A 23583-nucleotide genomic window follows, 5' to 3' on the forward strand; every position below is an offset into this window, starting at 1 on the left:
GACCTTTCCAGTACACCAGTACCAATCCTCCCCATCCATTGCTCATCATCATGCTTTAAAATCCGCTCCTGAGAGGAATTTACTCTAAGGAAAAGAGAACCATGTGGGCCGTAGAAATGGAGGGCATCAGTAAGAAATATTTACTGGGCCAGGTGTGGGTAGATGCCCTTAAAGACGTCACGCTCAACATTGCAGCAAACCGCTTTACCGTCCTGTCCGGGCAATCCGGCAGCGGCAAAACAACCTTACTCAACTTAATCGGCGGCATCGATCGGCCCGACAGCGGGTTTCTGACGATTGCCGGCCAGCCGATGGCGGAGCTGGATGATGACCAGTGCAGCGAATTTCGCGCCCGCCACCTCGGTTTTATCTTCCAGAACTTCAACCTTATCCCGGTGCTGACCGTGCGCGAAAACATCGAAGTTCCGCTACTGATACAGCATAAAAACCCGGCGTACCGCCAGCAGCGCATCGATGAGATGCTCGACAATGTCGGTCTGGCGCATAAGGCTGACTCGCTGCCTAACCAGCTCTCCGGTGGTCAGCGCCAGCGCGTTGCCATCGCCCGGGCGCTGATCCACCGTCCCGCGCTGATTGTCGCCGACGAACCCACCGCCAACCTCGACAGCAAAACCGGTGCCGCCATTTTGCAGCTGCTGCGCCATTTACAGCGTGAATACGCCGTGACGGTGGTGTTCTCCTCCCACGATCCGCAGGTGATTGCCGCCGCGGACGATCTCTATGTGGTGCATGACGGTAGCGTCACGCGCCCGGCAACGGTGTAAGGGGGGATAATGCAAACCACAACGCTGATGAAACACGCACTGCGTAACTTACTGCGCAGCCGCCGACGTACGCTCTCGACCCTCTGCGCCATTGTCGTGGGGGCGATAGGCATTCTGCTGTTCGCGGGCTATAACCAGTCGATTGAGTACAGCCTGCAAACCACCTTTGTGCGCGATAAAGGCCATCTGCAGATCCAGCAGCGGGACTATCTTCTGCACGGCACCAGCAACCCTGCGCTTTACAGCATTCATAACTATCAACAAATCGTCGATATCCTCATCCGCGACCCGGTGCTGAAAAAGATGATTGCCGTTACTACGCCGGTTCTCTCCCTGACCGGTCTCGCAGGCCACTACGCGGTTGGCACCTCGCGTCCGGTGTTGATCTATGGCACAGAGGCGGTCGGTCAGGCGCAGCTGGATAAATGGGATGAATATCAGATAGGCGCAGATCTCATTGATCGTAAGCCGCTGACGGGTACTCAGCCGGAGGCCGCCCTGATTGGCCGCGGGCTGGCGCGCCTGCTGCTGCTGTGTGATTTTGTCAAAGATCAGCCCTGCGCGCCGCCGCAGGCGAGAGAGAACAGTGCCAGCGCGCTGCCTGACGATCTGCTTGAGCTGTCGCAAAGCGCCCGCGATACGCGCCCACCGGCCACGGGATCGCATATTGAACTGCTGGCCGCCTCCGCCGCCGGTGCGCCAAATATTGTCCGCGTCAACGTGCTGGGAACCCAGCCGCAGCAGGCGCGCGAGCTGGATGACTCCGTCGTCAGCCTGCACCTGCGCCAGGCGCAGCAGCTGCTTTTCGGCCAGGAGACGCCCGGCGTAACGGCGATCCTGCTCCAGTTACACAGCACTAAAGAGATGGAAGCCGCACGGGCGCGTCTGCATCAGCTCTTCGCCAATAAACTCTCCGGCGAACCGCTGGCGGTGTATGACTTCACGCAGCTACAGCCGCTCTACAACCAGGTGCTGGCGATGTTCGGCAAGATCTTCTCGTTCCTGCTGGCGCTGATCCTCTGCATTGCGCTCTTCACCGTCGGCAACACCATGAATATGGCAGTGATGGAGCGCACGGTGGAGATCGGCACCCTGCGCGCGGTGGGGCTAAAGCGTGGCGATATTCAGCGTCTGTTCCTGAGCGAAGGCGCGCTGCTGGGCGCGATTGGCGCGATCTCTGGCGTCATTATCGCGCTGGGGCTGGCCTGGCTTATTAACCGCTCCGGGATGACATGGCAGCCGCCGGGCGTCACCTCGCCGCTGCCGATCCGCATCAGTATCTGGGGCGAGTGGCGCATGATGGCCAGCGTCACGGGCACCCTGCTGCTGGTGACCGTGCTCTCTTCCTGGTGGCCCGCACGACGCGCCTCGCGTGTGTCGATTGTTGAAGCGCTACGCCATATCTGATGCAACACCCGAATAAAAAGGAGGAATTCATGTCATTACGGAAAAAGAGCCTGACCTCAGCGTGGCTGGCCATCCTGTTGGTCAGTGCCGCACCGGCATCCGCGGCGCTTAATGCCCAGCAGATCCTGAAAAAAAGCGATGAGGTACGTAACCCGGATCGCTCCTTCAGCCTGGTGACCACGCTTATCAGTTACAAAAATGGCAAACAGCATGAAACCAGCGAACTGATGCTCTACTCCCGGGTTGCGCCGGACGGCGGCCAGTTTCGCAGCCTGCTGCGCTTTATCAGCCCGCAGCGCGATGCCGGTAAACTGACGCTGAAAAGCGGCCGCGATTTATGGCTTTACGATCCCACAAGCCAGGCGAGCGTGCCGATTTCGCCGCAGCAGCGGCTGATGGGACAAGCCTCTAACGGCGATGTCGTCACCGCAAACTGGGCGGCAGATTACCAGGCAAAGCTGGTGGGTGAAGAGCGGATCCAGGATGGCGAGCGGCAGATGCGCGACTGCTACCACCTGCATCTGGAGGCGCAAAACAGGGATGCGGCCTATCCATCAATGGATTTATGGGTCGATAAAACCGACTTTAAGAGCCGCAAAGCAGAATTCTATGCCGTTAACGGCAACCTGCTGAAAACCACCTTCTATCGCCGCTATGCGCCCGTGCTGGGCGGCATCCGCTCAACCGAAGCGGTGATTATTGATGGGGTTAATGCGCACTGGGTTACCGTGCTGCGCCAGAAGGATTTCCAGTGGCGCGACGTGCCGGAGTCCTGGTTACAGCGTGATTATCTCGCCCATTTCCGGGATGCGAATTCATGACACGATCGCCCCTTTCCCTTCTCTGGCTAATGCTGCTGACCGCCTTGCCGACCGCACCCGCGCTGTCGCAGGAGGATGAGACCCTCGCAGCCCTCGATCTGGCAGACAGCGCCGAGTTTAATCCCGACGCCTATCAGGCGCTGAATATGATGTTTGAAGCGGCCAGCAGCATCAATCATCAGCAGGAGAAAGAGCAGCGGCTGTCACTGGATATGCGCCTGGATACACCGCTTGGTGAGAAGTGGCGGCTGGTGCTCTCCAACCGTCTGGACAGCCGTTTTACCCACCGTCTCAGCGAAACCCGTTATACCAATACCCTGCGCGAAGCGTGGCTCAGCTATCACCTGACGCCGCAAATGATGCTGGATATGGGCCGCATTAACACCCGCTACGGCGTCGCGCTGGGCTATAACCCTACCGATTTTCTCGGCCGGGGCACGGTGCGATCCATGACCTCGGCCGATCCGGAAACCTTGCGTAACAACCGCATGGGCAATGGGATGGTGCGCCTGCAACACTTTTGGGACAACGCCGCCGTTAGCGCGCTCTGGGCGCCGAAAATCCGCAGGGGCAGCGCCGATCGCAGCGGCAGCCTCGACTGGCAGGCCAGCAACCCGCGCGACCGCCTGCTGCTTAGCGCCAGCTATCGCTTTGCGGAGAACTTCAACCCGCAGCTGCTGCTGTTTAAAGAACAGCAGCGTGAGCCGCAGTTCGGTCTCAACCTGTCGCGGGTGCTCTCCCGCTCAACGTTGATTTATGGCGAGTGGGCTGGCGGGCGTCAGCCCTACAGCTGGCAAGAGACGCTGCTGCCGGAGAGCCAGTGGGATATCGCCTGGCGCAACCGCGTGGCGGCGGGCCTCACCTGGACTGGCGAGAGCGATCTGACGCTGCGGCTCGAAGGGCACTACAACGGCAGCGCCCAGCCGACCGTGGCCGGTCAGGATCCGCGCCGCAGCGTGCTGCTGCAGGCTTACTGGAAGGATTTTTTCGCACAGTACGATCTCAACCTGATTGCGCAGCGGGATTTGCAGCAGCATAAGAATATGGGCTTTGCCGAACTGCGCCATCATCTTGGCCCGCTGGATGTGGCGTTGCAGTGGCAAAAAATCTACCTGCTGAATCTGAGTGAGCGCCGCTGGCAGATCTCACTGGATTACTGGCTGTAAGCCATCGCCCAGCCGATGCAGGCGAGAATAATGGCCGGGCCAAATGGAAAGGGCTGCTGACGCGCGGCGCGAAAGAGCAGCAGCCCGCTCGCCAGCCCGATGAGTGCGGCAATCAGCATAATATCAAACAGTGCCGGTATGCCGTGCCATGCGCCGATGCCAGCAAACAGCTTCATATCCCCTCCCCCAATGCCATCGCATCCGCGCCAGCGCGCAAATCCATAATTCAGCAACCAGAGGATAAAAAAGCCGACTGCCGCAGCCAGCATATGTTCCTGTAGCGTCGAAAGAAGTGGCTGGCGTAGCCAGGCGCAGAGCAGCGCCAGCAGCATAAAGGGATAAGTCAGCACATCCGGCAGCAGCATATGGTCGATATCGATAAAAAACATCGCCACCAGCAGACTCAGCAGCGCCAGCGTCAGCAGCGCCGTCGGGTTGACGCCATCATGGGCAATTACTGCCGCGAACAGCAGCGCCATCAATGCTTCAATGGCCGGGTAGCGAACGCTTATGCGCTTCTGACAGCAGCGGCTGCGCCCGCGCAGCCACAGCCAGCCGAGCAGCGGAACATTGTCGCGCGCATTTATCCGCATCCGGCAGTGGGGGCAGAACGACGGCGGCCAGCTCAGGCTTATCGCTTCCCCCTGCATTTTTCGTGGTAAGCGGTAGATCACCACATTAATAAAACTGCCGAAAATCGCGCCGAGCAGCGCAAAAAAGAGGCTTTCCACAGGCTTATCGCTCCGGTTTATTAAGCAGCGAGCGGCAGGCGGAGGGGAGCGGCGCGGAGAGCACCTCCGGGGTTTTGAAGAGCCACTGTTCGTAGCGCTCCGCCTGTTTGAAGTTCTTTATCTCAGGCGGGAAGAGTTCACGGCGCAGCGGCGTACCGCGGCCTTTGCTGAAGACGCCAACCCAGCGCCCCTGCTTGTCATAGCTCATCCCCCAGTCGCGCGAGCCGGTGAGCGGATCGGCAAACCACTGGCGCAGATGCGCGACGGGCTTTTTATCGCGGCTGTCTTGCAGCAGATCCTCAAAGCCCAGCGGAAAGCAGCCGCTGCCCTTTTTCTGATAACTGTGGATCGCATTGCGGATCTGCACGCCGCGAAAAAAGAGCTCCTCCTCCTGCTGCTGGCGAAAGTGCACCTCGCGCGAGCGGGTCTCTTTCAGTAAGGAGAGCGACAGCATGGTGAGCATCAGCAGCACCCACAGGTAGGTGAAACCGCCTTGCGTTGCGGGCTTACTGCTCGGCATTTTCCTGCTCCGGCAGGGAGGGCGAAGTGACATCGATAATCTGATCGTTTTCATCACGCTTCACTTGCCAGTTATCGCGTCGCTGGGTGACGGGATCTAAGGGAATATCAAACAGGTACCCCTGCTCGACCAACTCCTCCAGTTGCTCCGGCCCGCTCAGGCGATCGTGACGCCAGGCGGCAATCGCCGAGCGCAGAGCATTGCGGTTATGCTGCAACACCACAATTTTTGCGCGCTCGGTTTGATTAAAAAAGCGCGGCGCAACCAGCGTCATCAGCGTGGCGATAATCGCCATCACCACCAGTAACTCGATCAGCGTAAAACCTTTTTCACCACTGCGCATACGGCACTCCATTCAGTCCGGGCTGCATGCTGGTGGAGCTGACATCCCAGATATCCTTCCCGCCGGTGCTTTCGCCGGGTGCCTGCGTTGAGGCGCGCAGCCGCCAGGTTTCGCTGTTCGGCTTGCCTTCACAGTCGCAGAAGGGATCGCGCGGAATGGCGCGCAGCAGGTAGATCTTCTCCCGGTTGGCCGACTTTTTATTGATCACGCCATCCACCAGCTGATTCAGCGACACCGGCCAGTTCGACATATCCGCCTCTTTTTCGATAATCCCCTCTTCGCTCAGTTGCGCATAGCGATCGAGAGCGGTACGGATCTCGCGCAGCGCCACGCGCAGCGTCTCCTCGTTGCGCTGCTGGATCTGACGCTGGTAAATCGGGATCGCGGCGCTGGCAAGGGTGGCGAGCAGCGCCAGCGATACCAGCATCTCAATCAGCGTAAAACCGTTGCGCTGCACCATTACTGCTTGCCTTTAGCAAGGGTTGGTGCCGGCACTTTTTTCAGCGCTGGAAAGGTGGCCGGTGGCGTCAGCGGCGGCGGCGCAAAGTGCGAGGCTTCAGGCGTCTCCTCTGCGGCAGGCGGCAAGTAGGCGCTTTCACCCGGCGCATCTTCGCTGCCCATCTCAATGGTATTGATATGGGAGCCCGGCAGGTCGATGCTGCGCTCAATGGTCGGCGTGATCAGCAGCACCACTTCCGTCCGCTCATGGTTACTTTCATGGCTACCGAAGAATTTGCCGAGCAGCGGCAGATCTGCCAGCCCCGGCAGGCCGTTCAGCCCTGCACTGTCGCTCTCTTTGATCAGCCCCGCCAGCATCTGCGTCTCCCCGTTCTCGCTGCTGAGCACGGTGGCCGCATCGCGGTTGTTAGTACGATAGTAAGCGACGCCATCTTTCGAGTGTTCAGCGCTGCCGATGGTGCTGAGGTTAAACTTCACATCCATTGAGATAGTGTTATCGACGCTGATATCCGGCGTGACTTCCAGTTTCAGGCCGACATCCTGATACTCCACCTGCTCTTGTGAAAAGCCCTCGGAGATACTGCTGGTCAGCACCGGGATGCGCTCGCCAATCTCCACCACCGCTTTTTTATTGTTTTTCACGCGGATGCGCGGGTTAGCCAGCACGCGACCATGGGAGCGGATCTTCTGCATATTGGCGCTCAGCCCCTGGCCGGAGCCGAGATTGACGAACATATTATTTTTATTCAGTGCGTTAATGGCGATGTTGCTGTTGCCGGACTCAATAGAGTTAAAGCCGATGCCAATCTGCCCGGGGAAGTTGATACCCAGGGATTCAACATCTTTGGCGTCCACTTCCAGCACTTCGACCGCCAGCGTCACCTCCGCTTCCGGACGGTCGAGGGTCAGCAACAGCTGCTCGGCTTTTTCCACGCTTTCACGCGGGCCGCGAAAAGTCACCGAGTTGGTACGCTCATCGACATGGACATCGCGCAGCTTAATCAAGTTACGCAGCGCCACATTCAACTCTTTCGCTTTGGCGTAACCGAGAAAGACCGTTTTCACCACCGTATCGCGGTAGAGCTTCTCTTTTTGCATCGTGGCGGGATAGATCAACAGCGTGTTGCCATTGAGGATCTTTTTACGCAGCTGGTTGGAGAGCAGCAGCAGATTGAGGGCGTTCTCCGCGCTGGTATCGTGGGCGATCAGGCTGGCGGTGGCCGCATCGGAGACATCCTTATCGTAGATGATATTGATGCCGGTAATCTGGCCGATGGCGGCGAAGATCTCCTTCAGATTATGTTTGCTGAAGGTAAAGCTTACGGGCTTGCGCAACTCGCGCTTGATCTTCTTCTCCGGCTGATTCTGTACGGCTATTTCACGCATCAGACGGTCGCGCATCTCCGCCGCCTGCGGCCAGCCGGGCGACTCTTCAAGGATCTGCTGGATTTTGGCTAACGCCTGCTCCGGGTCGGTTTGGTACTGCGCCCTCGCCTGTTGGTAGAGCTTATCCAGCACGCGCAGCCGGTCGATTTTCTGTAATCCCTGCTGCGCGACAAAGTGACCCGGCTGATAGCGCAGCACCGCTTCCCACGCGCGGCTCGCTGCAACATAGTTATTTTTCGCCGCCGCCTGACGGGCGGTCGCGATATAGCCCTCCACCAGTTGTGTCACCAGCAGTTGCCGCTGCGTTCGCAGTTCAACGTCCTGCGGGTGGTTTTTAAGCTGGCTATCGATACGCTGCAACGCATCAAGCAGCGAGGCCGTATTGACGGGCGTGGCACCTTCCGGCGCAACCGGTTTGCTGCTTACGCAGCCCGTCAGCAGCGCAAGGGCACATACCATAGTGAGAATCGGTTTTTTCATTGTGTTGTTACGGCTTGTGTAGTCAAAGAGTTAAGGCTGATGCTGTACGGCTCATGCCCCGGTAATGATTCAAAAAGCAGGTTGTCCTGCGCCATCGCCTGCAGTCGCCAGTCGGGCGTGATCAGGCCGCCAGGCCGGATATACCCCGCTTTACGACAGGCATCACAGAGCAGCCAGTTACGTGCGCCATCCGTCAGGATGACAATGCGCATGCCGTTGCGGATCCACAGCCCCACCGCGCGAAAAGGAAAGGTGACGCTTTGCGCCTTTGCCACCGGCGCGGGCGCGGCCGCTTTCGTGACCGGCGCGTTATAGACCGGGAAGAGGTCGGCAATCGCACTGGCATCATCCGCGACGCGCAGCGGGCGGTTCGCCTGGCGCGGCTCATCTGGCGCAGCCTGGCTCATCTCAGGCCCGTTTTCTGCACCTTCGTCGGTGAGATGCACCCAGAGAAGCAGCCCGGCGGTCAACAGCAGCAAGAGTTTGAGATATCGCGGCAGCTTCATGACGCCTCCAGACCCGATGCAAGGCTCAGCGTTAATTGCAGCGTAATCAGCAGATGGCCGCTCTCCGGGCTGGCGCGGCTGATGGCGAGCCTGTCGACATGAAAGATCAGACTTTTACTCATGGTGATGAGGGATCGCGTCAGGTTTTTCCACTCGCCCTGTAGCGGAATGGTCAGGGCCAGCGCGCGTTGACGCCCTTTACCGTTTTTGCCGAATTGATAGCGGCTGCCGTCAACCTGTAAGTGGTTCTGCTGAAAAATATCGAAGACCGCTTTCACCTGCTGATACTCGGTATCATTCAGCGTGCGCTGTAAGAGAGCCGCACTATTGTCAGGCTGCGCAGAGAGCGCCAGCGGTTTATCTAATTGCAACTCCAGCTGCGCATTTTCACTGAGGAGCAGGCGGTTTTCCGGGGCAAGGGCACACTGCCAGTAACCGACCATCAGCAGCGGTACGAGCGCCGCCAGCAGCGGTAGCCTGCCCGTTTTTTCCACCAGAGAGGCCAGCGACCAGCGTAGCCAGGGTAAAGAGAGGGAGAATCGCATAATTTCACTCAGAGCCGGGGGTTATTGGGATAGATGACTATCAGCGTGGCGTTGACCGCCCATTTCTGGCTGAGCTCCTTTGACGGCGTGTGGTTTTGTAGCTCAACCCGCGCCGGGATCGCCTCCAGACGGGTGCTGAAATCGAGCAGCGCCTCAAGCGACATCGCTTTTACCTGCAGCCGCACCACTTTTTTCTCCGGCTCAACGCTGACGTTCATGATCGCCACATCGGGCAGGAGTAATTTCGCCAGCGGATTCAGCATTGCCACTACCTGCATGGCGGCTCTCGCATCCGGCTGATGTTTTTTCATGCGCGCCGACAGACCACGGACAATCTCATCCCGCTTCGCCACCGTCTCCAGCAGGTGTTGATGCTGGCGCTGTAGCGCGTCGCGCCGTTGATAATCGTTCATACTCGCCAGCAGCAGCCCGCCGGTCAGCAGCAGCACAACCACCATTACCGGCAAGGCTGCACGTGGACGATAGTGAAAACAGGGAGCGGGCCAGCCTTTAAAAGCCGATATGGAAAACATCCTTACTCCCCTTTGGCATCAATATTGTTGAGAAAGAAGTACGGAACGGCGCTATCCAGCCCCATCAGCCGCGCGGTCTGGGCAACCTGCTGCTGCGCGTTCACGCCCGCGTCATTGTGCAGACACCACGCCTGGTGCCACTCTCCACGCTGGCGCGAGACAAAGATCGTCGACTGCTCATCACGCAGACAGAAGAGCGCATCGGCGGGAAGTGCGCCGCGCCATGCGCGAAGCTTTTGGTGCAGCGCGACATGAATACCACCCACACGCAGTTTCCATTTATGGGCGGTGAGCAGTAAGGTCTGCCAGAGCGCTTCATCAATGGCCGCCGCCAGCGCCGTTGCGCCGAACTGCACCGAGATAAAGGCGGTTTTACAGGCCAGAACGTTGCGCCAGAAAGGTTGCCTGGCGGCCTCGGTGGCGGCGAAGCTGCGTAACTCCTCCGGCGTGCTCAGCCCGGGCTGCCAGGGGACGGTAAAGTAGTGGATCCGGCTGCTGCTCAGGCAGAAACTGAGCTTTCCCCACCAGGGCATCGCCAGGTTGTTGGCGCTTAACAACTTATCGAGCGCCTCATCCAGCGCGGCGTGCGCGGTTAACGCCTGCTCGCCGAGCACCCGGTTGCCCCGGCGCAGCACCAGCCGCTGCGGATGAATGTCGCACTGCAACTCAGGCGGGAGGAGTGATAACACGGTTGATCTCCGAAAAAGTGGTTTTGCCCTCCAGCACCGCGCGAATGGCAACGTTATGCAGCGGGACAAACCCCTCTGCTAAAGCGATTTCGCGCATCTGGCGCACCGAGGCCCGCATCTGGAGCGCCTCTTTCATCCTGTCGCTGAACGGCAAAACTTCCGCCAGCGCCAGCCGACCGCGAAACCCGCTCTGGCGGCAGGCCGGGCAGCCGCGCCCTTTACGCCACACAGGCGTGAGCGTATGGAGCGCGCTCTGCTGCCACTGGTGAAGATCCTGTTCGCTCGGTTGCGCCTCCTCCAGGCACTGCGGGCAGATGCCGCGCACCAGCCGCTGCGCCAGCACGCCGCGCAGCGCGGAGAGCAGGCTGTTGGCATCGACGTTCATATAGAGGAAACGCTCCAGCACGCTGAAGACATCGTTGGCGTGGACGGAGGAGAGCACCAGGTGGCCGGTGAGCGCAGCCTGCACGGCGATGCCGGCGGTTTCGCTGTCGCGGATCTCGCCGACCAGAATGGTGTCGGGATCGTGACGCAAAATCGCGCGCAGGCCGCGGGCAAAGGTCAGCCCTTTTTTGTCATTGACGGGAATTTGCAGCACATCGTTAAGCTGATACTCCACCGGATCTTCAATGGTGATGATCTTATTGTCGCCGGTGTTCAACTCGCTCAGCGCCGCGTAAAGGGTGGTCGATTTACCGCTGCCGGTTGGCCCGGTGACCAGCACCATGCCGTGCGGCTGATGGGTTAACAGGCGGATCTCGCGCAGCGTATGGTCGTCAAAACCCAGCGTCTCAAGGCTCAGCGTGCTGCTGTGAGACTTGTCGAGCACGCGCAACACGGCATCTTCACCATGGATACCCGGCACCACCGAGACGCGAAAATCGACCGGTCGCTGGTGGATCATCGCCTTGAAGCGGCCATCCTGCGGGATGCGCCGCTCGGAAATATCCATACTGCTCAGCACCTTAATGCGCGAAATAATCTGACCGGACGCCTGAATGCCCGGGCAGTGACGGATGGCGTGGATAACGCCATCAACGCGGTATTTCACCGCCAGGCCATCCGGCGCGGCGCTAAGGTGGATATCGCTGGCGCGACTCTGGATCGCATCATAGAGCGTGGCGTTAACCAGCTTGATAATCGGGTTGCTCTCACTGGCGATATTGCCGGGGGTGATCTCCAGGATCACCTCGTCTTCGCCCTCTTCATTTCCCTGCTGTTCAAGCTGATCGAGTGTGCGCTGCTGGCGGGTCAGCGCCTCTAGTTGCTCGCGTAACCAGCCGGGCGAGGCGATAGCAAGGGTAACCGGCAGCCGCTGCGCCCACTGACGCAGCGCCAGCGAAAAGGGATCGCTCAACAGCAACCAGTGGCGCTCGTGCCAGCACACCGGCAGGACATGCATCGCCAGCGCCTCATTGAGGGGGATATGCTGAAAATCGACGCTGACCTCATCTTCAGTCTCCGGCGCAAAGAGCGCGATGCCGAGGGCGTCGGCAAGCGCGGGCAGCGCGGCGGGCTCGGCGTCAATCAGCTTTGCAAACGCCTCGCTGCGCTGGGCTTCATCAACCGCCAGCAGGTCATCAATCAGGGCGGAAACTTCCGGCTGCGACATCATCAGGACATACTCCCGGCCATCTCAAAAATGGGCATATAGAGGAGAAAGACCACCAGCCCGACAATGCCACCGACAATCATCATCAGTAGCGGCTCAAAAATGCGGGTGAAGGTATCGATGGCGCGCTCCAGCGCCTCGTCATAAAAGCCCGCGATGCGTTCGCACATCCCGGCTAACTCCCCGCTGCGCTCACCCACTTGTAGTAAACGCATTGCTACCGGGGTGGTTAAGTGCTGGCTCTCCAGCGACTCCGAAACGCTCTTACCCGCCATCACATGCTCCACCACAGTGTTGAGCTGGGAGTGATGGCTAACCGGGATCACCGATTGCGCAAGGCGTAACGCGTGGGTAACCGGTACACCGCCATCAAGCAGCAGCCCGAGCGTGCGATAGAAACGCACCAGAATGGTGAGAAACTGCTGCTGGCGCAGCTGGGGGATTTTCATCGCGCCTCGCATCAATAGCTGTCTGGTCCAGCTCTGTTTACACACCACGATCAGCGCGCCGAGGGTGGCGATAGTGCCCATTAACAGCTCCGGCCCCGACTGCTTGACCAGCTGTCCCCACCATAAAATCAACTCAGCGCTACGGCTGAGCGTGTTTACCCCTTCAAACACCTGGGAAAAGCTCGGCACGATAAAGCCCAGCAGGAAACAGACAATCAGCCCGCCGACAGTCAGCACAATCAGCGGGTAAGTTAAGGTGCCGCGAATGCGTTTGCGCAACTGTTCAAGGCGTTGCTCATAGAAGTGGTAGCGTTTCAGGGCGTTGGCCAGTTGGCCGGTTTGTTCAGAAGAGGCGACGGTGTTGACTAATAGGGGCGGGAAGATATCGGGTTGGGCGGCCATGGCCTACGATAACTGGCTTCCGGCGTAGAGTTTCTCCAGCAGCCCTTCCAGCATCTCCAGCGCCTGTTCATCGCTGGAGCAGGCGCAGAGGGTCTCGATCGCTTCGGTCACCACCAGCCCGGCATCCAGCAGCGCCATCAGCTCCTGCGTAAAGAGCGTCAGCGAGACGCGTTTTGCCGGGTGCTGTGCCTGTTGCGCCACGCGCAGCACCACATAACCTGCCTGCTGTAACTGGTGTCTGGCTGAAATGGGCGTATCGGCCTGGGTACGGATTTTTTTGCGTTTACCCTTTTCTAAGTAGGTCACTTCCCAGGTGCTCATTTTTCCCATGCCGCGAACTCCTTCTCGTTCCTTTTCAGCCCCTGATAAATACGCGCCACTTTCTGGCTATAGCGCAGGCGTGCTAAATGGGTTTTCCTGTTACGGGCGTTCCCGGCGTTATAGGCGCCAACCGCTTCCCAGTTATAACCAAACTGGCGAATTTGCCCGGCCAGCACCCAGGCACCCGTTATGACGTTTTGGCAAGGGTTAGTAATAAGCGAGCGCGCGGTGATGTGATATTGCTTGAGCTGTGCGAAATGCTGGCTGTTAATCTGCATTAAACCGACATCCGTGGAGCCATTGCGGTTTTTGTGCACCACCGTCGGCGATAAGCCCGATTCAACCACAGCGATCGCTTTTAATAATGCTGGCTCAATACCGTAACGCGCGCCCGCACGTTGCCAGCAATGGGCCTGCGCGCTATGCCCCGCCAGCAGGGTGAGTACCAGCATTAGCCGAATCATTATCAGAAGCCGTAGACAATGGCCTTGCCATTATTATCGGTGGTAGAAATATCCACTTCGAATACGCTTTGCGATTGTCGGCTCGGGTTGTGCCATTGATAGGCTTTACCCCACGGGTCATGAGGAATTTTTTGCGCCAGATAGGGGCCGTTCCAGTTATTAACGTTATCGGGCTTCTCGACCAGCACATTTAACCCCTCGGCTTCTGAAGGATAACTACCGGTATCCAGCCGATATTGCGTTAATGCATCCGCAAAGGCGTGCATCTGGCGTAATGCGGTTTTTTCTTTTGCCTGATCAACATTGGAAAATAATTTCGGGCCAACAAAGCCGGCCAGCAGCGCAATGATCATTAATACCACCAGCAGCTCGAGCAGTGTAAAACCCTGCTGCTGATTAATCTTAAGGCGTTGTTGATAATTCATGATTCAGTTGCTCACTCAAAGAATTGCCGTTCACCGTGGCTATTCTCCCCCGATGCAACAGAGACGAAAGCTGATTGCTCCCGCGGCATTAAAGAATGCTCTACCCGCGCGCGGAAATCTCCTTTCGGTAAAAGGCCACTGATTTTTCTTACTGGTCAGATAGAAATGACATCAGGAACGCCGTATGGTGCTTTTGTACTCTTCATTCCTACAGGACGTTGGGAGGATAATTAATGCCAATTAATATATTGATTGCCGATGAGCATACGATAATACGCCGGGGGATGACCTCGATGATTAACTCTCTGAAAGCCAGTAATATCAATACAGAGAGGTTAGATATAGAGGTTGTTGGCGATACACATGAACAAACAGAACTGCTAAATATTCTCGCTAATAAACAAGTTGATCTTCTTTTCCTCGGCTACGGTCTGACAACAATAAAAACCGGCAGCCCCTTATCAGAATTAGATGGCATCGCGCTGGTAAAATGGATTTCAGGCCGTTACCCCAAAACAAAAATCATCTTCTTATCTCCGTATAACAACACCAATCTTATTCGAATCGCCCTCGAAGCCGGTGCTAAAGGGTATATCAGCCGTAATACCAGTGAACGCACATTATGGCGCGCCATGGCCACTGTCTTAATGGACGAAGTCTATATTGAGCGCGGCTTAATGGACTCCCTTTTCCGCCGCGATGCCATTACGCCGCAGGAGCTCTCCACCCGCGAAAGTGAAGTATTACGCTTGCTCTGCCGTGGTCTCTCATTAACCACCATCTCCAGGCGTATGAATATCAGCATTAAAACAGTGAGCGCACATAAATTACGGGCGATGGCGAAACTGAATGTGCGAACCGACTGCCAGCTCTACTGCCTGCTTTTCCAGACGCGGATGTTTGATATCGCGATGTAACCGCAAGGCCAGCGATTTCACTCTACACCGCCACTGCGCAAGCGTGATAAAACAGGGCCATCTACGTGCTGTATGACCCTGTTTTGTCCGCTGCGCTTATTTCACCTCGCTCCAGACTTCATGCTCGCCCGGCTTGTTGCCCCTCGTCCACCAGCGCGCCTGATACTCCTTCCCGTTAAACGTCACCCTGTCGCCGCCAACATAGACCGTGTCGTTATGCCACTGCGGCGGAAGATCGCTCTGGGGATCCTCGTCCGGTGCTGGCGCGGGTGCGTTATGACCGCCGAAATCAACATCAATCACGTTGTAAAAGGTGGCTCCCGTATCAGCAACATCCCACGCCGCGAGGATCACATGGTAGCCTTCGCGCTCGGGAACCGTGCACTCATGCGGCATATCCGGGCCGGCGCTGGGCCGAATGTTATTCCCTTCGATATGACAAAATGGTTTGCTCTCAAAGGAGCCACGCGTAAGCGGCTGCGCGGGGTTCCAGTCGCTCTTCGTCAGGTAGTAATCCCACGATTTGGTTTTGTGCGGCGCGGTATAGGTCCAGGTGAAAGCATGTTTGCCCGCGCTAATGGGATGTTTCGCCCAACGCGTTTCACTCTGCTCATCCAGCCGCCCCATGGAGGCTAATCCCGCGCTAGCGAGATGACCATCCGCAGGCCCTCTACTGGCCGCAGGAAAACCATCAGGCCCTTCAACGCTCTGCATCTCATACAGCGGACCGCTGCCGCACTCTTTATTTTGGTAGCCCATATTGGCGTTACACATATACGCGCGTGACGCTGGCAGAGAGACGTAACCATGCGCCAGCGCACCGCCGGCCATACATAATGTAATAACTGCCAGGCCTATTTTTGAATAATTCATACCTACTCCGTTTATTAGCGAAATAAATCCACGGCGTTAAATTAATCACTTATTGCCCCAGCAGTAATATCAACCTTCTTTTTCCTCTTCAGATGCAACGCAATAAATCGAGGAAAATTCCCAGCGAGAATAAATAAAAAAAGCCGCAATAAAAATATTGCGGCTAAAACATCAAAAAGATTAACTCAACTAGAACTTACTCAACTACTTGCCACACTTCATTCGTGCCTGGTTCATTACCACGTGTCCACCAACGTGCTTTATATTCAAGCCCTTTCCACGAGACTTTATCACCGCCAACATAAACCTTATCGCTCTTCCACTCATCAGCAGCGGCGGGGTTATCCGGGTTTGTGACGCTACCCTCCTCCGGAACGTGCTTGATGGTCAACGTCAACGGCAGGGAGTCATGCTCACCATCGTTTACCGTCAGGTTGAAGACCAGTGTGCTCTCCTGCTCCGGCGCATTGAGCGTAAAGCTCGCTTTCTGCTGGTTAGCATTATTCAGCGTCACATGGGGACCAGAAACCTGCGTCCAGCTCCAGCTTAGCGCTGCGCCCTCCGGATCCGTTGAGGCAGAGCCATCAAGCACCACGGTATCGGCACCGGTCACCGTTTGCGGATAAACGGCTTTCGCCACGGGAATGTGATTCTCCACCTGCGGTACATCGCCACCCGCCGCCTGTTTCATCTCGTTGATGTAGCTCACCTGATCCGGGAAACTCATCTGCACATTATTGGAGCCGAGCGCCCAGACGAAGACACCGCCGTATCCCTGCTCTGCCTGCCAGGCAGCACGCTTCAAATTATTCTCTTTTGATTCAACATAGCGGCCTTCCGGCCCCCACTGGGAGTTAATGGTGTTGCCGAGAATAACCTTCTTCTTGTCGCCTACCGCACGCGCATAGTTAGCCATTGCGACGTCATAGCGGAAACGTGGACCGGCGTCATATGCCATGACATTAAAGAAGTCGAATACATCGCGCCCGGCGGTGAGCAGCCATATCACTTCGCCGTGATGGGTGGAACGGGCATCTTCAATAAACGAGCAGTTTTCCATCACCGACGGTCTGGAGCAGGCTTCAGGATCGGCCCCGACGTGATAGGTAGTCAGGCTCAACACTTTACCGCTGTTCGGTCCAAGCAGCTCCTTGACGCGTTTCGCCAGGATAAGCAGGTTTACGTTCTCCTGCAGCGTCAGGCGGGCCACTTTTTCATAGTCGAAATCAATGCCATCCAGTTGCACCGTGCCGGCTTTCTGGAAGCTGGCCATATTGCAGGTTTTATCCCAGTTGGCGTTTAAACAACCGCCCACCATCTCTTCCGGCTTCATATCCTTTTTGTAAACCGGGAAGTCGGTTTTCAGCAGTTTAACCAGCCCCTGCGCAATCTTTTCGCGGCTCGCCGGATCGCCGAGATAGCCCCACATTCTTTCATAGGTCTCCCCACCGAAAGCCACCAGCATACGTTTAGATGGCGCAGCCAGCTTGGCCTGTGTCCAGGAGGTATAGGAGGGAGAGAGCCAATAAGGGTCGTACTCAGCAGGCGTAACGATGTTGTCAGAGGAGGAGATATCTCCATTCTGATTCCAGCCGCCAAATGAGAGGAAGAAAGTATCAACATTGGACTTCTCTAACTGGGTCGCGGCATCCTGTGGCAGCCCCCAGGATGTGAGATAACTCATGGTGCGGTTATTTTCAGCCGCGGACACAGATTGCGTCAGTAATACCGAGCCAATCAAGGCAGCTAAAGAGAGCTTTTTCAACGTAACCTCCTGTTACAGGGTAAGTAATTATTCTGTCCTCCATATTAATCTCTGCCATTAATAATCCTATTAGCGCCCTCTTTTCCAGGTTGAGAAGCGAGAGGTATTAACAAGGAAAATTCCTGGCAATAATAGATGCGGATTTTAATTCGCTAATTAGCCCGGCGTTTATATTATCCATTTGGCGATCTCCTGCTGGCTGCAGGGTTTAAATAAGCAGCCATCCATGCCGGAGTTTTTGCACTGCTCAATGATTTCCGCCTGAGCAAGAGCGGTAAAACCCAACAGCGTCGCGCGGGAAATAGCCCGTTGCTGCTCCTGAAGACGAATGATTTTCGCAAGCTGAAAGCCATCCATCAGCGGCATATTGCAATCCATCAGAATGTAATCAAACGGTTTATCGGCATGCCATTTTGCCAGCGCCTCTTCTCCGCTTTGTGCTTCTGTCACCTGGTGGCCGAGCAGTTCGAGCTGGTGGCGCAGCAGCAGCAGGTTTGGCCGGTAGTCATCAACAATCATCACCCGCTTGCCCGCAGCGGTCGTAACCGGTATCGCGGGCAGGCTTCGCTGCGCAGGATAAGGCTCGGGAGACGCCGGTAAAGTAAGTTGCAAGGTGACGCGGGTGCCTTCGCCTGGCGTACTGGTAAGGGAGAGTTCCCCTGCCATTAATTCGCATAGCGCCCGACAGATGGCGAGGCCAAGGCCTGAACCGTTTTGTGCGCGATCCTCACAGGGGCCGAACTGCGCAAAAGGAGTAAAAAGCCGCGCCTGATGTTCTGGCGCAATGCCCGGCCCGGTATCGGTGACGGTCAGCGAAATTGCAACCTGCTGCGCATCCGTTATGTGGTGGCAGAGCGTAATGCGGATCTCCCCTTCGCGGGTGAATTTAATGGCGTTACTCACCAGATTGGAGAGGATCTGCTTGTAGCGCCCGGGGTCAATCAGTACCGGGCAGCGCTCCCCGCCTACAACTGAAAAGTGGAGAGCAAGCTGCTTCTGTTCGCTCGCTTCTTCAAAAAGCAGCACCACGGCGCGGGTGAGGCTAACTAACTCCTGCGCAGACGGCTCAAGGATCATATGGCCCGACTCAATGCGCGACATATCAAGAACATCACCGACTAACACCAGCAGATCTTTTGCCGCGTCGTGCGCTACTTCAAGCATCGGCTGGGCATATTGCCTCTGCGCATTCTGTTTAATTTGTAACTCCAGAATGCCCAGGATCGCATTGAGCGGCGTGCGAATTTCATGGCTTACCATGGCGAGAAAGTGGTTTTGCATAAGATTTGCGGCTGCCGTCTCATCGCGCGGCAGGATGTGCCTGCGCTTTCTGCGCTGTGCGAGCCCGTAAAACAGCAGCAGGAGAAGCACGCCCATACATATGGCGCTCAGCAAACCCGCATCATGCCAGCGCGCAGGGAGAGCGGCACGTGCAGGCAGAGAGAAGAACAACAGCCCCGGCACGCAAGTAAGCCATAAGAGGCGAGAACATGGATCGCTGCGCATCATCTGCTCCGCTTAAATAGGTTCACCATTAAGATCAGGGAGAGCTATTTAACCGTCAGCATCGCGTTAACAGTGCGCGGGTAACAGCCTCCTGCATTGACGAAGCGACGCAAACAGCACTGAAATAAAATTGATGCGCATCTTTTCGCTCTCCTGCGTGCTTATGACCCCGTTATTCAGAAGCGCGGGCAGGCGTTCCATAATGATGCAGCTCCGTCTGGCATGGCTCATGCCCAGCAGATGCCACGAGGATTTCATTCGGTGGGCAATATCTGCGATTGCCGTAAACGACGCCTGTGGAAGCAGGCTGTCGAGGTGATGGATATCATCCTTGAGAGTCTGGATAAGCACCGGGATCATCGCATCAAACACCGCCTGCTGCCCGCCTGCCAGTGCATACAGCTCGCTGAGGTTCGCCGTCGGCGGCGCGCTACATACCAACGTTTCGGTTATCGGTAAAGGAAGAAGCCTGTCAAAACCGTTAAGACGTAGCAGAGAGGGATTTAAGGTTTCCGGGGTCGCACTGCATGCCAGCAGCAACGCTGGCGGTGTGAAGGTGCCGATCAGCCCGGCCGTCAGCACTCTGTCGATAAGCATCAGGCCCGGAGTGGGTTGATGTGTTAAATCAATGATTAAGGCGTTCCAGCACTGGCGGCGCAGCGCGCAGAGGGCGGATTCACTATCAACGACGTCGATCTTATTAAGAACATCCGCCCGGCACTGCCGGGTTAATAGCCGCTGTTGCGAGGCGTTAAAAGTGACGAGCAGGTTTGCTGGCTTTGTCATCTTTATGTCGGCGATCAGCTGGCCAACCCAAGCTGTTGCAACTGTTGGTAGAGCTCATATTCGGAGGTGACGCCGAGCTTGCGCATTGCGCTCTTCTTTTGTGCGCTAACGGTCTGTTTGGTGCGGTTAAGGCGGGTACTGATATCGCTTATCGTTAAGCCGCGCAGCAGCAGACGCAGCACTTCGCTCTCTTTTGGCGTCAGGCTGATGCCTGTCGGGGCGGTTGGTTTGCTGAGTGCAACTGTGCCGGTAACCCCTTTGATAAAATGCACGAGCTCCGTTGAGAGACCTGCTTTGCTGAGCACGGCATGCACGCCGAGCTGCCGTAATGCGCGCTCAATACCCGGGTTGTTGATCATTGTCACCACAATAATCATCAGTGCGGGCCAGCGCCGTTTAATTAGCTGGATAAGCGCGAGGCCATCGTTATATTTATCCCCTGGCATACTGAAATCGGTAATCAGAATATCGATATCACCACTCTCGAGTTTGCTTATTACGTCATCGGTGGTGAGCGCCTCGTCAACAATATGATATTGCCCGGCAAGCGGTGAGAGTAATGCGCGCAGCCCCATTAAATAGATGGGGTGATCGTCTGCTATCAGGATCTTTTTTTCCATTACCATGCTTACGGATGTTGAGGTGGCATCATTGTTACGAGAGTGGCGGCTACTCTAGCAAAAAACCTCCCGGTGCAGGTTGAATATTTATTAGTAATAGCGCGAGAGAAATGAATAAAATTGCAGAACCAATATAAATAATAAATAAAAATAATTAACCAATAAACGCTATGTATATTTCAGGCAAAAAAAACCGCAACGTTAAGCTGCGGTTTTTTATTATTGCTCGTTTGTTACGGCAGAATCGAGGGCTGATCCGCCCCCTCTTTCTCCACTTTCTGCTGCAGGAGATGCTCGCGCTTCATCCCAAGTTTCAGCGCCAGCGCTGAAGCAACATAGATGGAAGAGGCCGTACCGATAGAGACACCGATCAGCATCGTCAGCGAGAAGCCTTTCAGCATCGCGCCGCCGAAGAGATAGAGCATCAGGATCACCACCAGCGTTGTGCCGGAGGTAATCAAAGTACGATGCAGCGTCTGCGTCAGTGAGATGTTGAAGATCTCATACGGCGTACCGCGACGGATCTTACGGAAGTTCTCACGGATACGGTCCGATACCACGATACTGTCATTGAGCGAGTAACCGATCACCGACATCAGCGAGGCCACGATGGTCAGATCAACCTCGATCTGGAACAGCGACAGCACGCCCATGGTAATGATGACGTCGTGCGCCAGCGCGATAACCACACCCGCCGCCAGACGCCATTCAAAACGGAAACCGACATAAACGAGGATGCTGATCAGCGCCACCAGCAGCGCCATGCCGCCGGTTTGTGCCAGATCCGCGCCCACGCTCGGGCCGACGAACTCAATACGCTTCACGGCGGCATTCTGGCTGGTCGCTTCGTTAATCACGCTAACCACTTTGCTGCCCAGCAGCTGCCCGCCGTTATCGCTCTGCGCGGGCGGCATGCGTACCATGATGTCACGGCTGCTGCCGAAGTTCTGCAGCAGCGGATCCTGGAAGCCCGCCTTCTCCAGCGCTTCGCGCATTAAGTCCATATCCGCCGGTTTCTCCAGCGAGATCTCAATGACCGTACCGCCGGTAAAATCCAGGCCCCAGTTAAAGCCGCGAACACCCATCACGACGATGGAGAGGATCAGCAGCGCGCCGGAAATGATAAAAGCCCAGTTGTCCCAGCGCATAAAGTCCCAGACTTTACGGCCATGGTTCAATTGTTCAACAGTATAATCCTGTGCCACAACGCACTCCTCAGATAGACAGCTTGTTAATGCGTTTGCCGCCGTACAACAGGTTGACGATGGCACGGGTACCGACAATAGCGGTGAACATGGACGTCGCCACACCGATACCGGTGGTGATTGCAAAGCCTTTGATTGAGCCAGTACCGACCGCGTAAAGGATAAGCACTTTGATCAACGTGGTGATGTTGGCATCGAAAATGGACGAGAACGCGCCCTGATAACCTTCGTGAATCGCCTGCTGTACGGATCGCCCGTTGCTCAGCTCTTCTTTAATACGTTCGTTTATCAGTACGTTAGCATCCACCGCCACCGCAAGGGTTAGCACGATCCCCGCAATCCCCGGCATGGTCAGTGTTGCACCCGGCAACAGGGACATAATGCCGACAATCAGCACCAGGTTCGCCAGCAGCGCTGAAGTCGCGATCAGGCCAAACTTCTTATAGAAGAAGAGCATGAAGATGATCGACACCGCCAGACCAGCCAGGCACGCTTCCAGACCCTGAGTGATGTTCTGCGCCCCGAGGGTTGGACCGATGGTACGCTCTTCCACGATCTGAATCGGCGCAATCAACGCACCTGCGCGCAGCAGCAGTGAAAGCTGACGTGCTTCATTGGCGTTTTCGATACCGGTAATACGGAAGCTGTTACCAAGGCGAGACTGGATATTGGCGATGTTGATCACCTCTTCCTGCTTCACCAGCACCGAACGACCGTTAGCATCTTTTTTACCGCTGTCTTTGTACTCCACAAACAGGGTCGCCATCGGTTTATTGATGTTGTCCTTGGTGAAGTTAGCCATGATGTTACCGCCCGCGCTGTCCAGTGAAATATTCACCTGCGGCACGTTGTACTCATCCATACTGGAGGTTGAGTCGGTGATATGGTCGCCGGTGAGGATCACGCGTTTGTACAGCACAACTGGCCGCCCATCACGTGTCTCTTTCACTTCGGAATCACCCGGAATACGACCATTTGCCGCAGCGGAAGCATCGACATTGGTGTTAACCAGACGGAACTCAAGCGTTGCGGTTGCGCCAAGGATCTCTTTCGCGCGCGCCGTATCCTGAATACCCGGCAGTTCAACCACAATGCGGTCAGCGCCCTGGCGCTGCACCAGCGGCTCGGCAACGCCAAGCTGGTTGACACGGTTACGCAGGATAGTGATGTTCTGCTGAACAGCATATTCACGGGCTTCGCTCAGGCGCGCATCGCTCATCACCACGCGCAGCACGTTATCGCCCTGATTAGAGAAGACGAGATCGCGATGACGGCCGGTCAGGTAGGTATTCGCCTGATCGCGCGCCGCGCTGTCGCGGAACTGAATGCTAAGACCATAGTTATCTTCCTTACGCACGGTGGAGTAAGGAATGCCTTTTTCCCGCAGATCGCTGCGCAGGCTGTCGATATTCTGTTCCTGCAATTTGCCCAGCGCCGTTTGCATATCCACTTCCATCAGGAAGTGAACCCCGCCACGCAAGTCGAGGCCGAGTTTCATCGGTTCCGCTTTCAGGAGGGAGAGCCAGCGAGGCGTTGCCGGTGCGAGGTTGAGCGCGACAACATACTTGTCGCCTAATGCGCTGAGCAGGACTTCGCGGGCGCGCAGCTGGGTGTCGGTCGATTCAAAGCGAGCAAGTACCGTGCCCTCTTCCATCGCCACAGATTTCCAGCTGATCTTTTCTTTTGTTAGTTCGTTCCGGACCTGGATCAGAGTTTGTTCGCTGGCGGCGACACCGCGCGCGCCAGAGATCTGAACAGCCGGATCCTCACCATAGAGGTTGGGAAGTGCGTAAAGCAGGCCGACGATAAGAACGACGACCAGCATGATGTACTTCCACAAAGGATAACGGTTTAACACGGCAGTTCC

At 56.5% G+C, this 23583-nt stretch carries 26 protein-coding genes; 5 read left to right on the forward strand and 21 right to left on the reverse strand.

Annotation, left to right across the window (positions count from 1 at the left end):
- Positions 1–101: 101 nt before the first annotated feature.
- Genes EH164_RS17125 through EH164_RS17140 form a run of 4 tightly spaced genes read left to right on the forward strand, consistent with a single transcriptional unit; the run spans position 102 to position 4179 of the window.
- The gene (locus EH164_RS17125) at positions 102–785 is read left to right on the forward strand and encodes an ABC transporter ATP-binding protein (protein ID WP_023481900.1); all 684 of its coding nucleotides are present in this window, start codon (positions 102–104) and stop codon (positions 783–785) included.
- A gap of 9 nt (positions 786–794) precedes the next feature.
- Positions 795–2192 carry an ABC transporter permease gene (locus EH164_RS17130; RefSeq protein ID WP_023481908.1) on the forward strand — a complete coding sequence of 466 codons (1398 nt, stop codon included), beginning with the start codon at positions 795–797 and terminating at the stop codon, positions 2190–2192.
- A gap of 29 nt (positions 2193–2221) precedes the next feature.
- Positions 2222–3013, forward strand: a complete 792-nt coding sequence (locus tag EH164_RS17135) for an outer membrane lipoprotein-sorting protein (RefSeq protein WP_023481889.1) — start codon at positions 2222–2224, stop codon at positions 3011–3013.
- On the forward strand, positions 3010–4179 hold the full coding sequence (locus EH164_RS17140) for a hypothetical protein (RefSeq protein ID WP_124969445.1): 1170 nt from the start codon (positions 3010–3012) through the stop codon (positions 4177–4179). Before EH164_RS17135 ends, EH164_RS17140 begins: the two co-directional genes overlap by 4 nt.
- Here the strand turns inward: EH164_RS17140 and EH164_RS17145 are convergent.
- From EH164_RS17145 to gspG, 14 genes are read right to left on the reverse strand one after another with little or no spacing between them, the layout of a single operon-like run.
- Entirely contained in the window at positions 4167–4910 is a 744-nt protein-coding gene (locus tag EH164_RS17145; protein ID WP_124969447.1) for an A24 family peptidase, read from the reverse strand. The two genes, EH164_RS17140 and EH164_RS17145, sit on opposite strands and share 13 nt — an antisense overlap.
- Before the next feature lie 4 nt (positions 4911–4914).
- Positions 4915–5430, reverse strand: coding sequence for a type II secretion system protein (locus EH164_RS17150; protein ID WP_124969449.1), 516 nt, complete (start codon positions 5428–5430; stop codon positions 4915–4917).
- A complete protein-coding gene (locus EH164_RS17155; RefSeq protein ID WP_124969451.1) occupies positions 5417–5773 on the reverse strand; it encodes a type II secretion system protein in 357 nt (118 codons plus the stop codon). The genes EH164_RS17150 and EH164_RS17155 overlap by 14 nt, the downstream gene beginning before the upstream one ends.
- Positions 5760–6233 carry a type II secretion system protein gene (locus EH164_RS17160; RefSeq protein ID WP_124969453.1) on the reverse strand — a complete coding sequence of 158 codons (474 nt, stop codon included), beginning with the start codon at positions 6231–6233 and terminating at the stop codon, positions 5760–5762. Before EH164_RS17160 ends, EH164_RS17155 begins: the two co-directional genes overlap by 14 nt.
- Entirely contained in the window at positions 6233–8098 is a 1866-nt protein-coding gene (locus tag EH164_RS17165; protein WP_124969455.1) for a secretin N-terminal domain-containing protein, read from the reverse strand. The genes EH164_RS17160 and EH164_RS17165 overlap by 1 nt, the downstream gene beginning before the upstream one ends.
- A complete protein-coding gene (locus tag EH164_RS17170; RefSeq protein ID WP_124969457.1) occupies positions 8095–8604 on the reverse strand; it encodes a hypothetical protein in 510 nt (169 codons plus the stop codon). The genes EH164_RS17165 and EH164_RS17170 overlap by 4 nt, the downstream gene beginning before the upstream one ends.
- The gene (locus tag EH164_RS17175; RefSeq protein ID WP_124969459.1) at positions 8601–9149 is read right to left on the reverse strand and encodes a hypothetical protein; all 549 of its coding nucleotides are present in this window, start codon (positions 9147–9149) and stop codon (positions 8601–8603) included. The genes EH164_RS17170 and EH164_RS17175 overlap by 4 nt, the downstream gene beginning before the upstream one ends.
- 8 nt (positions 9150–9157) lie before the next feature.
- Positions 9158–9682: a hypothetical protein gene (locus EH164_RS17180; RefSeq protein WP_124969461.1), complete on the reverse strand. Its 525-nt coding sequence runs from the start codon at positions 9680–9682 to the stop codon at positions 9158–9160.
- A 2-nt stretch (positions 9683–9684) separates the two neighbouring features.
- Positions 9685–10371 carry a hypothetical protein gene (locus EH164_RS17185; protein WP_124969463.1) on the reverse strand — a complete coding sequence of 229 codons (687 nt, stop codon included), beginning with the start codon at positions 10369–10371 and terminating at the stop codon, positions 9685–9687.
- Positions 10349–11986 (reverse strand): GspE/PulE family protein, encoded by a 1638-nt coding sequence (locus EH164_RS17190; RefSeq protein ID WP_241174971.1) that lies wholly within the window; start codon positions 11984–11986, stop codon positions 10349–10351. The genes EH164_RS17185 and EH164_RS17190 overlap by 23 nt, the downstream gene beginning before the upstream one ends.
- The gene (locus tag EH164_RS17195) at positions 11986–12834 is read right to left on the reverse strand and encodes a type II secretion system F family protein (protein WP_124969465.1); all 849 of its coding nucleotides are present in this window, start codon (positions 12832–12834) and stop codon (positions 11986–11988) included. Before EH164_RS17195 ends, EH164_RS17190 begins: the two co-directional genes overlap by 1 nt.
- Before the next feature lie 3 nt (positions 12835–12837).
- The gene (locus EH164_RS17200) at positions 12838–13164 is read right to left on the reverse strand and encodes a hypothetical protein (protein WP_124969467.1); all 327 of its coding nucleotides are present in this window, start codon (positions 13162–13164) and stop codon (positions 12838–12840) included.
- Complete coding sequence (locus tag EH164_RS17205) at positions 13152–13607, reverse strand: transglycosylase SLT domain-containing protein (RefSeq protein ID WP_241174972.1); 456 nt, start codon at positions 13605–13607, stop codon at positions 13152–13154. The genes EH164_RS17200 and EH164_RS17205 overlap by 13 nt, the downstream gene beginning before the upstream one ends.
- Positions 13608–13621: 14 nt before the next feature.
- The gene (gene gspG, locus EH164_RS17210; protein ID WP_023481896.1) at positions 13622–14044 is read right to left on the reverse strand and encodes a type II secretion system major pseudopilin GspG; all 423 of its coding nucleotides are present in this window, start codon (positions 14042–14044) and stop codon (positions 13622–13624) included.
- 233 nt (positions 14045–14277) lie between these two features.
- Here gspG and EH164_RS17215 point away from each other — a divergent pair, with 233 nt between their 5' ends.
- A complete protein-coding gene (locus EH164_RS17215) occupies positions 14278–14961 on the forward strand; it encodes a response regulator transcription factor (protein WP_034814117.1) in 684 nt (227 codons plus the stop codon).
- Between the two features lie 96 nt (positions 14962–15057).
- Here the strand turns inward: EH164_RS17215 and EH164_RS17220 are convergent, their stop codons facing one another.
- The 7 genes from EH164_RS17220 to secD form a co-directional block, all read right to left on the reverse strand.
- Positions 15058–15834: a lytic polysaccharide monooxygenase gene (locus EH164_RS17220; RefSeq protein WP_124969471.1), complete on the reverse strand. Its 777-nt coding sequence runs from the start codon at positions 15832–15834 to the stop codon at positions 15058–15060.
- Positions 15835–16030: 196 nt separating this feature from the next.
- The gene (locus tag EH164_RS17225) at positions 16031–17599 is read right to left on the reverse strand and encodes a glycosyl hydrolase family 18 protein (protein WP_124969473.1); all 1569 of its coding nucleotides are present in this window, start codon (positions 17597–17599) and stop codon (positions 16031–16033) included.
- A 168-nt stretch (positions 17600–17767) separates the two neighbouring features.
- Complete coding sequence (locus EH164_RS17230) at positions 17768–18880, reverse strand: ATP-binding protein (RefSeq protein WP_241174973.1); 1113 nt, start codon at positions 18878–18880, stop codon at positions 17768–17770.
- Between the two features lie 291 nt (positions 18881–19171).
- Positions 19172–19891, reverse strand: a complete 720-nt coding sequence (locus EH164_RS17235; protein ID WP_124969477.1) for an Hpt domain-containing protein — start codon at positions 19889–19891, stop codon at positions 19172–19174.
- Positions 19892–19905: 14 nt separating this feature from the next.
- The gene (locus tag EH164_RS17240) at positions 19906–20511 is read right to left on the reverse strand and encodes a response regulator (protein WP_241174974.1); all 606 of its coding nucleotides are present in this window, start codon (positions 20509–20511) and stop codon (positions 19906–19908) included.
- A 233-nt stretch (positions 20512–20744) separates the two neighbouring features.
- Complete coding sequence (gene secF, locus EH164_RS17245) at positions 20745–21716, reverse strand: protein translocase subunit SecF (RefSeq protein ID WP_094419490.1); 972 nt, start codon at positions 21714–21716, stop codon at positions 20745–20747.
- 10 nt (positions 21717–21726) lie between these two features.
- Positions 21727–23574, reverse strand: coding sequence for a protein translocase subunit SecD (gene secD, locus EH164_RS17250; RefSeq protein ID WP_124969481.1), 1848 nt, complete (start codon positions 23572–23574; stop codon positions 21727–21729).
- Between the last annotated feature and the right edge of the window lie 9 nt (positions 23575–23583).

This window comes from Kosakonia sp. CCTCC M2018092, from assembly GCF_003864115.1.
GTDB classification, from domain to species: Bacteria; Pseudomonadota; Gammaproteobacteria; order Enterobacterales; family Enterobacteriaceae; genus Kosakonia; species Kosakonia cowanii.

Coding starts and splice junctions, on each gene's coding strand:
- EH164_RS17125 (WP_023481900.1), top strand. CDS start 102: ATGTGGGCCGTAGAAATGGAGGGCATCAGTAAGAAATATTTACTGGGC.
- EH164_RS17130 (WP_023481908.1), top strand. CDS start 795: ATGCAAACCACAACGCTGATGAAACACGCACTGCGTAACTTACTGCGC.
- EH164_RS17135 (WP_023481889.1), top strand. CDS start 2,222: ATGTCATTACGGAAAAAGAGCCTGACCTCAGCGTGGCTGGCCATCCTG.
- EH164_RS17140 (WP_124969445.1), top strand. CDS start 3,010: ATGACACGATCGCCCCTTTCCCTTCTCTGGCTAATGCTGCTGACCGCC.
- EH164_RS17150 (WP_124969449.1), bottom strand. CDS start 5,430: ATGCCGAGCAGTAAGCCCGCAACGCAAGGCGGTTTCACCTACCTGTGG.
- EH164_RS17155 (WP_124969451.1), bottom strand. CDS start 5,773: ATGCGCAGTGGTGAAAAAGGTTTTACGCTGATCGAGTTACTGGTGGTG.
- EH164_RS17160 (WP_124969453.1), bottom strand. CDS start 6,233: ATGGTGCAGCGCAACGGTTTTACGCTGATTGAGATGCTGGTATCGCTG.
- EH164_RS17165 (WP_124969455.1), bottom strand. CDS start 8,098: ATGAAAAAACCGATTCTCACTATGGTATGTGCCCTTGCGCTGCTGACG.
- EH164_RS17170 (WP_124969457.1), bottom strand. CDS start 8,604: ATGAAGCTGCCGCGATATCTCAAACTCTTGCTGCTGTTGACCGCCGGG.
- EH164_RS17175 (WP_124969459.1), bottom strand. CDS start 9,149: ATGCGATTCTCCCTCTCTTTACCCTGGCTACGCTGGTCGCTGGCCTCT.
- EH164_RS17180 (WP_124969461.1), bottom strand. CDS start 9,682: ATGTTTTCCATATCGGCTTTTAAAGGCTGGCCCGCTCCCTGTTTTCAC.
- EH164_RS17190 (WP_241174971.1), bottom strand. CDS start 11,986: ATGATGTCGCAGCCGGAAGTTTCCGCCCTGATTGATGACCTGCTGGCG.
- EH164_RS17195 (WP_124969465.1), bottom strand. CDS start 12,834: ATGGCCGCCCAACCCGATATCTTCCCGCCCCTATTAGTCAACACCGTC.
- EH164_RS17200 (WP_124969467.1), bottom strand. CDS start 13,164: ATGGGAAAAATGAGCACCTGGGAAGTGACCTACTTAGAAAAGGGTAAA.
- EH164_RS17205 (WP_241174972.1), bottom strand. CDS start 13,607: ATGCTGGTACTCACCCTGCTGGCGGGGCATAGCGCGCAGGCCCATTGC.
- gspG (WP_023481896.1), bottom strand. CDS start 14,044: ATGAATTATCAACAACGCCTTAAGATTAATCAGCAGCAGGGTTTTACA.
- EH164_RS17215 (WP_034814117.1), top strand. CDS start 14,278: ATGCCAATTAATATATTGATTGCCGATGAGCATACGATAATACGCCGG.
- EH164_RS17220 (WP_124969471.1), bottom strand. CDS start 15,834: ATGAATTATTCAAAAATAGGCCTGGCAGTTATTACATTATGTATGGCC.
- EH164_RS17230 (WP_241174973.1), bottom strand. CDS start 18,880: ATGCAAAACCACTTTCTCGCCATGGTAAGCCATGAAATTCGCACGCCG.
- EH164_RS17235 (WP_124969477.1), bottom strand. CDS start 19,891: ATGACAAAGCCAGCAAACCTGCTCGTCACTTTTAACGCCTCGCAACAG.
- EH164_RS17240 (WP_241174974.1), bottom strand. CDS start 20,511: ATGGAAAAAAAGATCCTGATAGCAGACGATCACCCCATCTATTTAATG.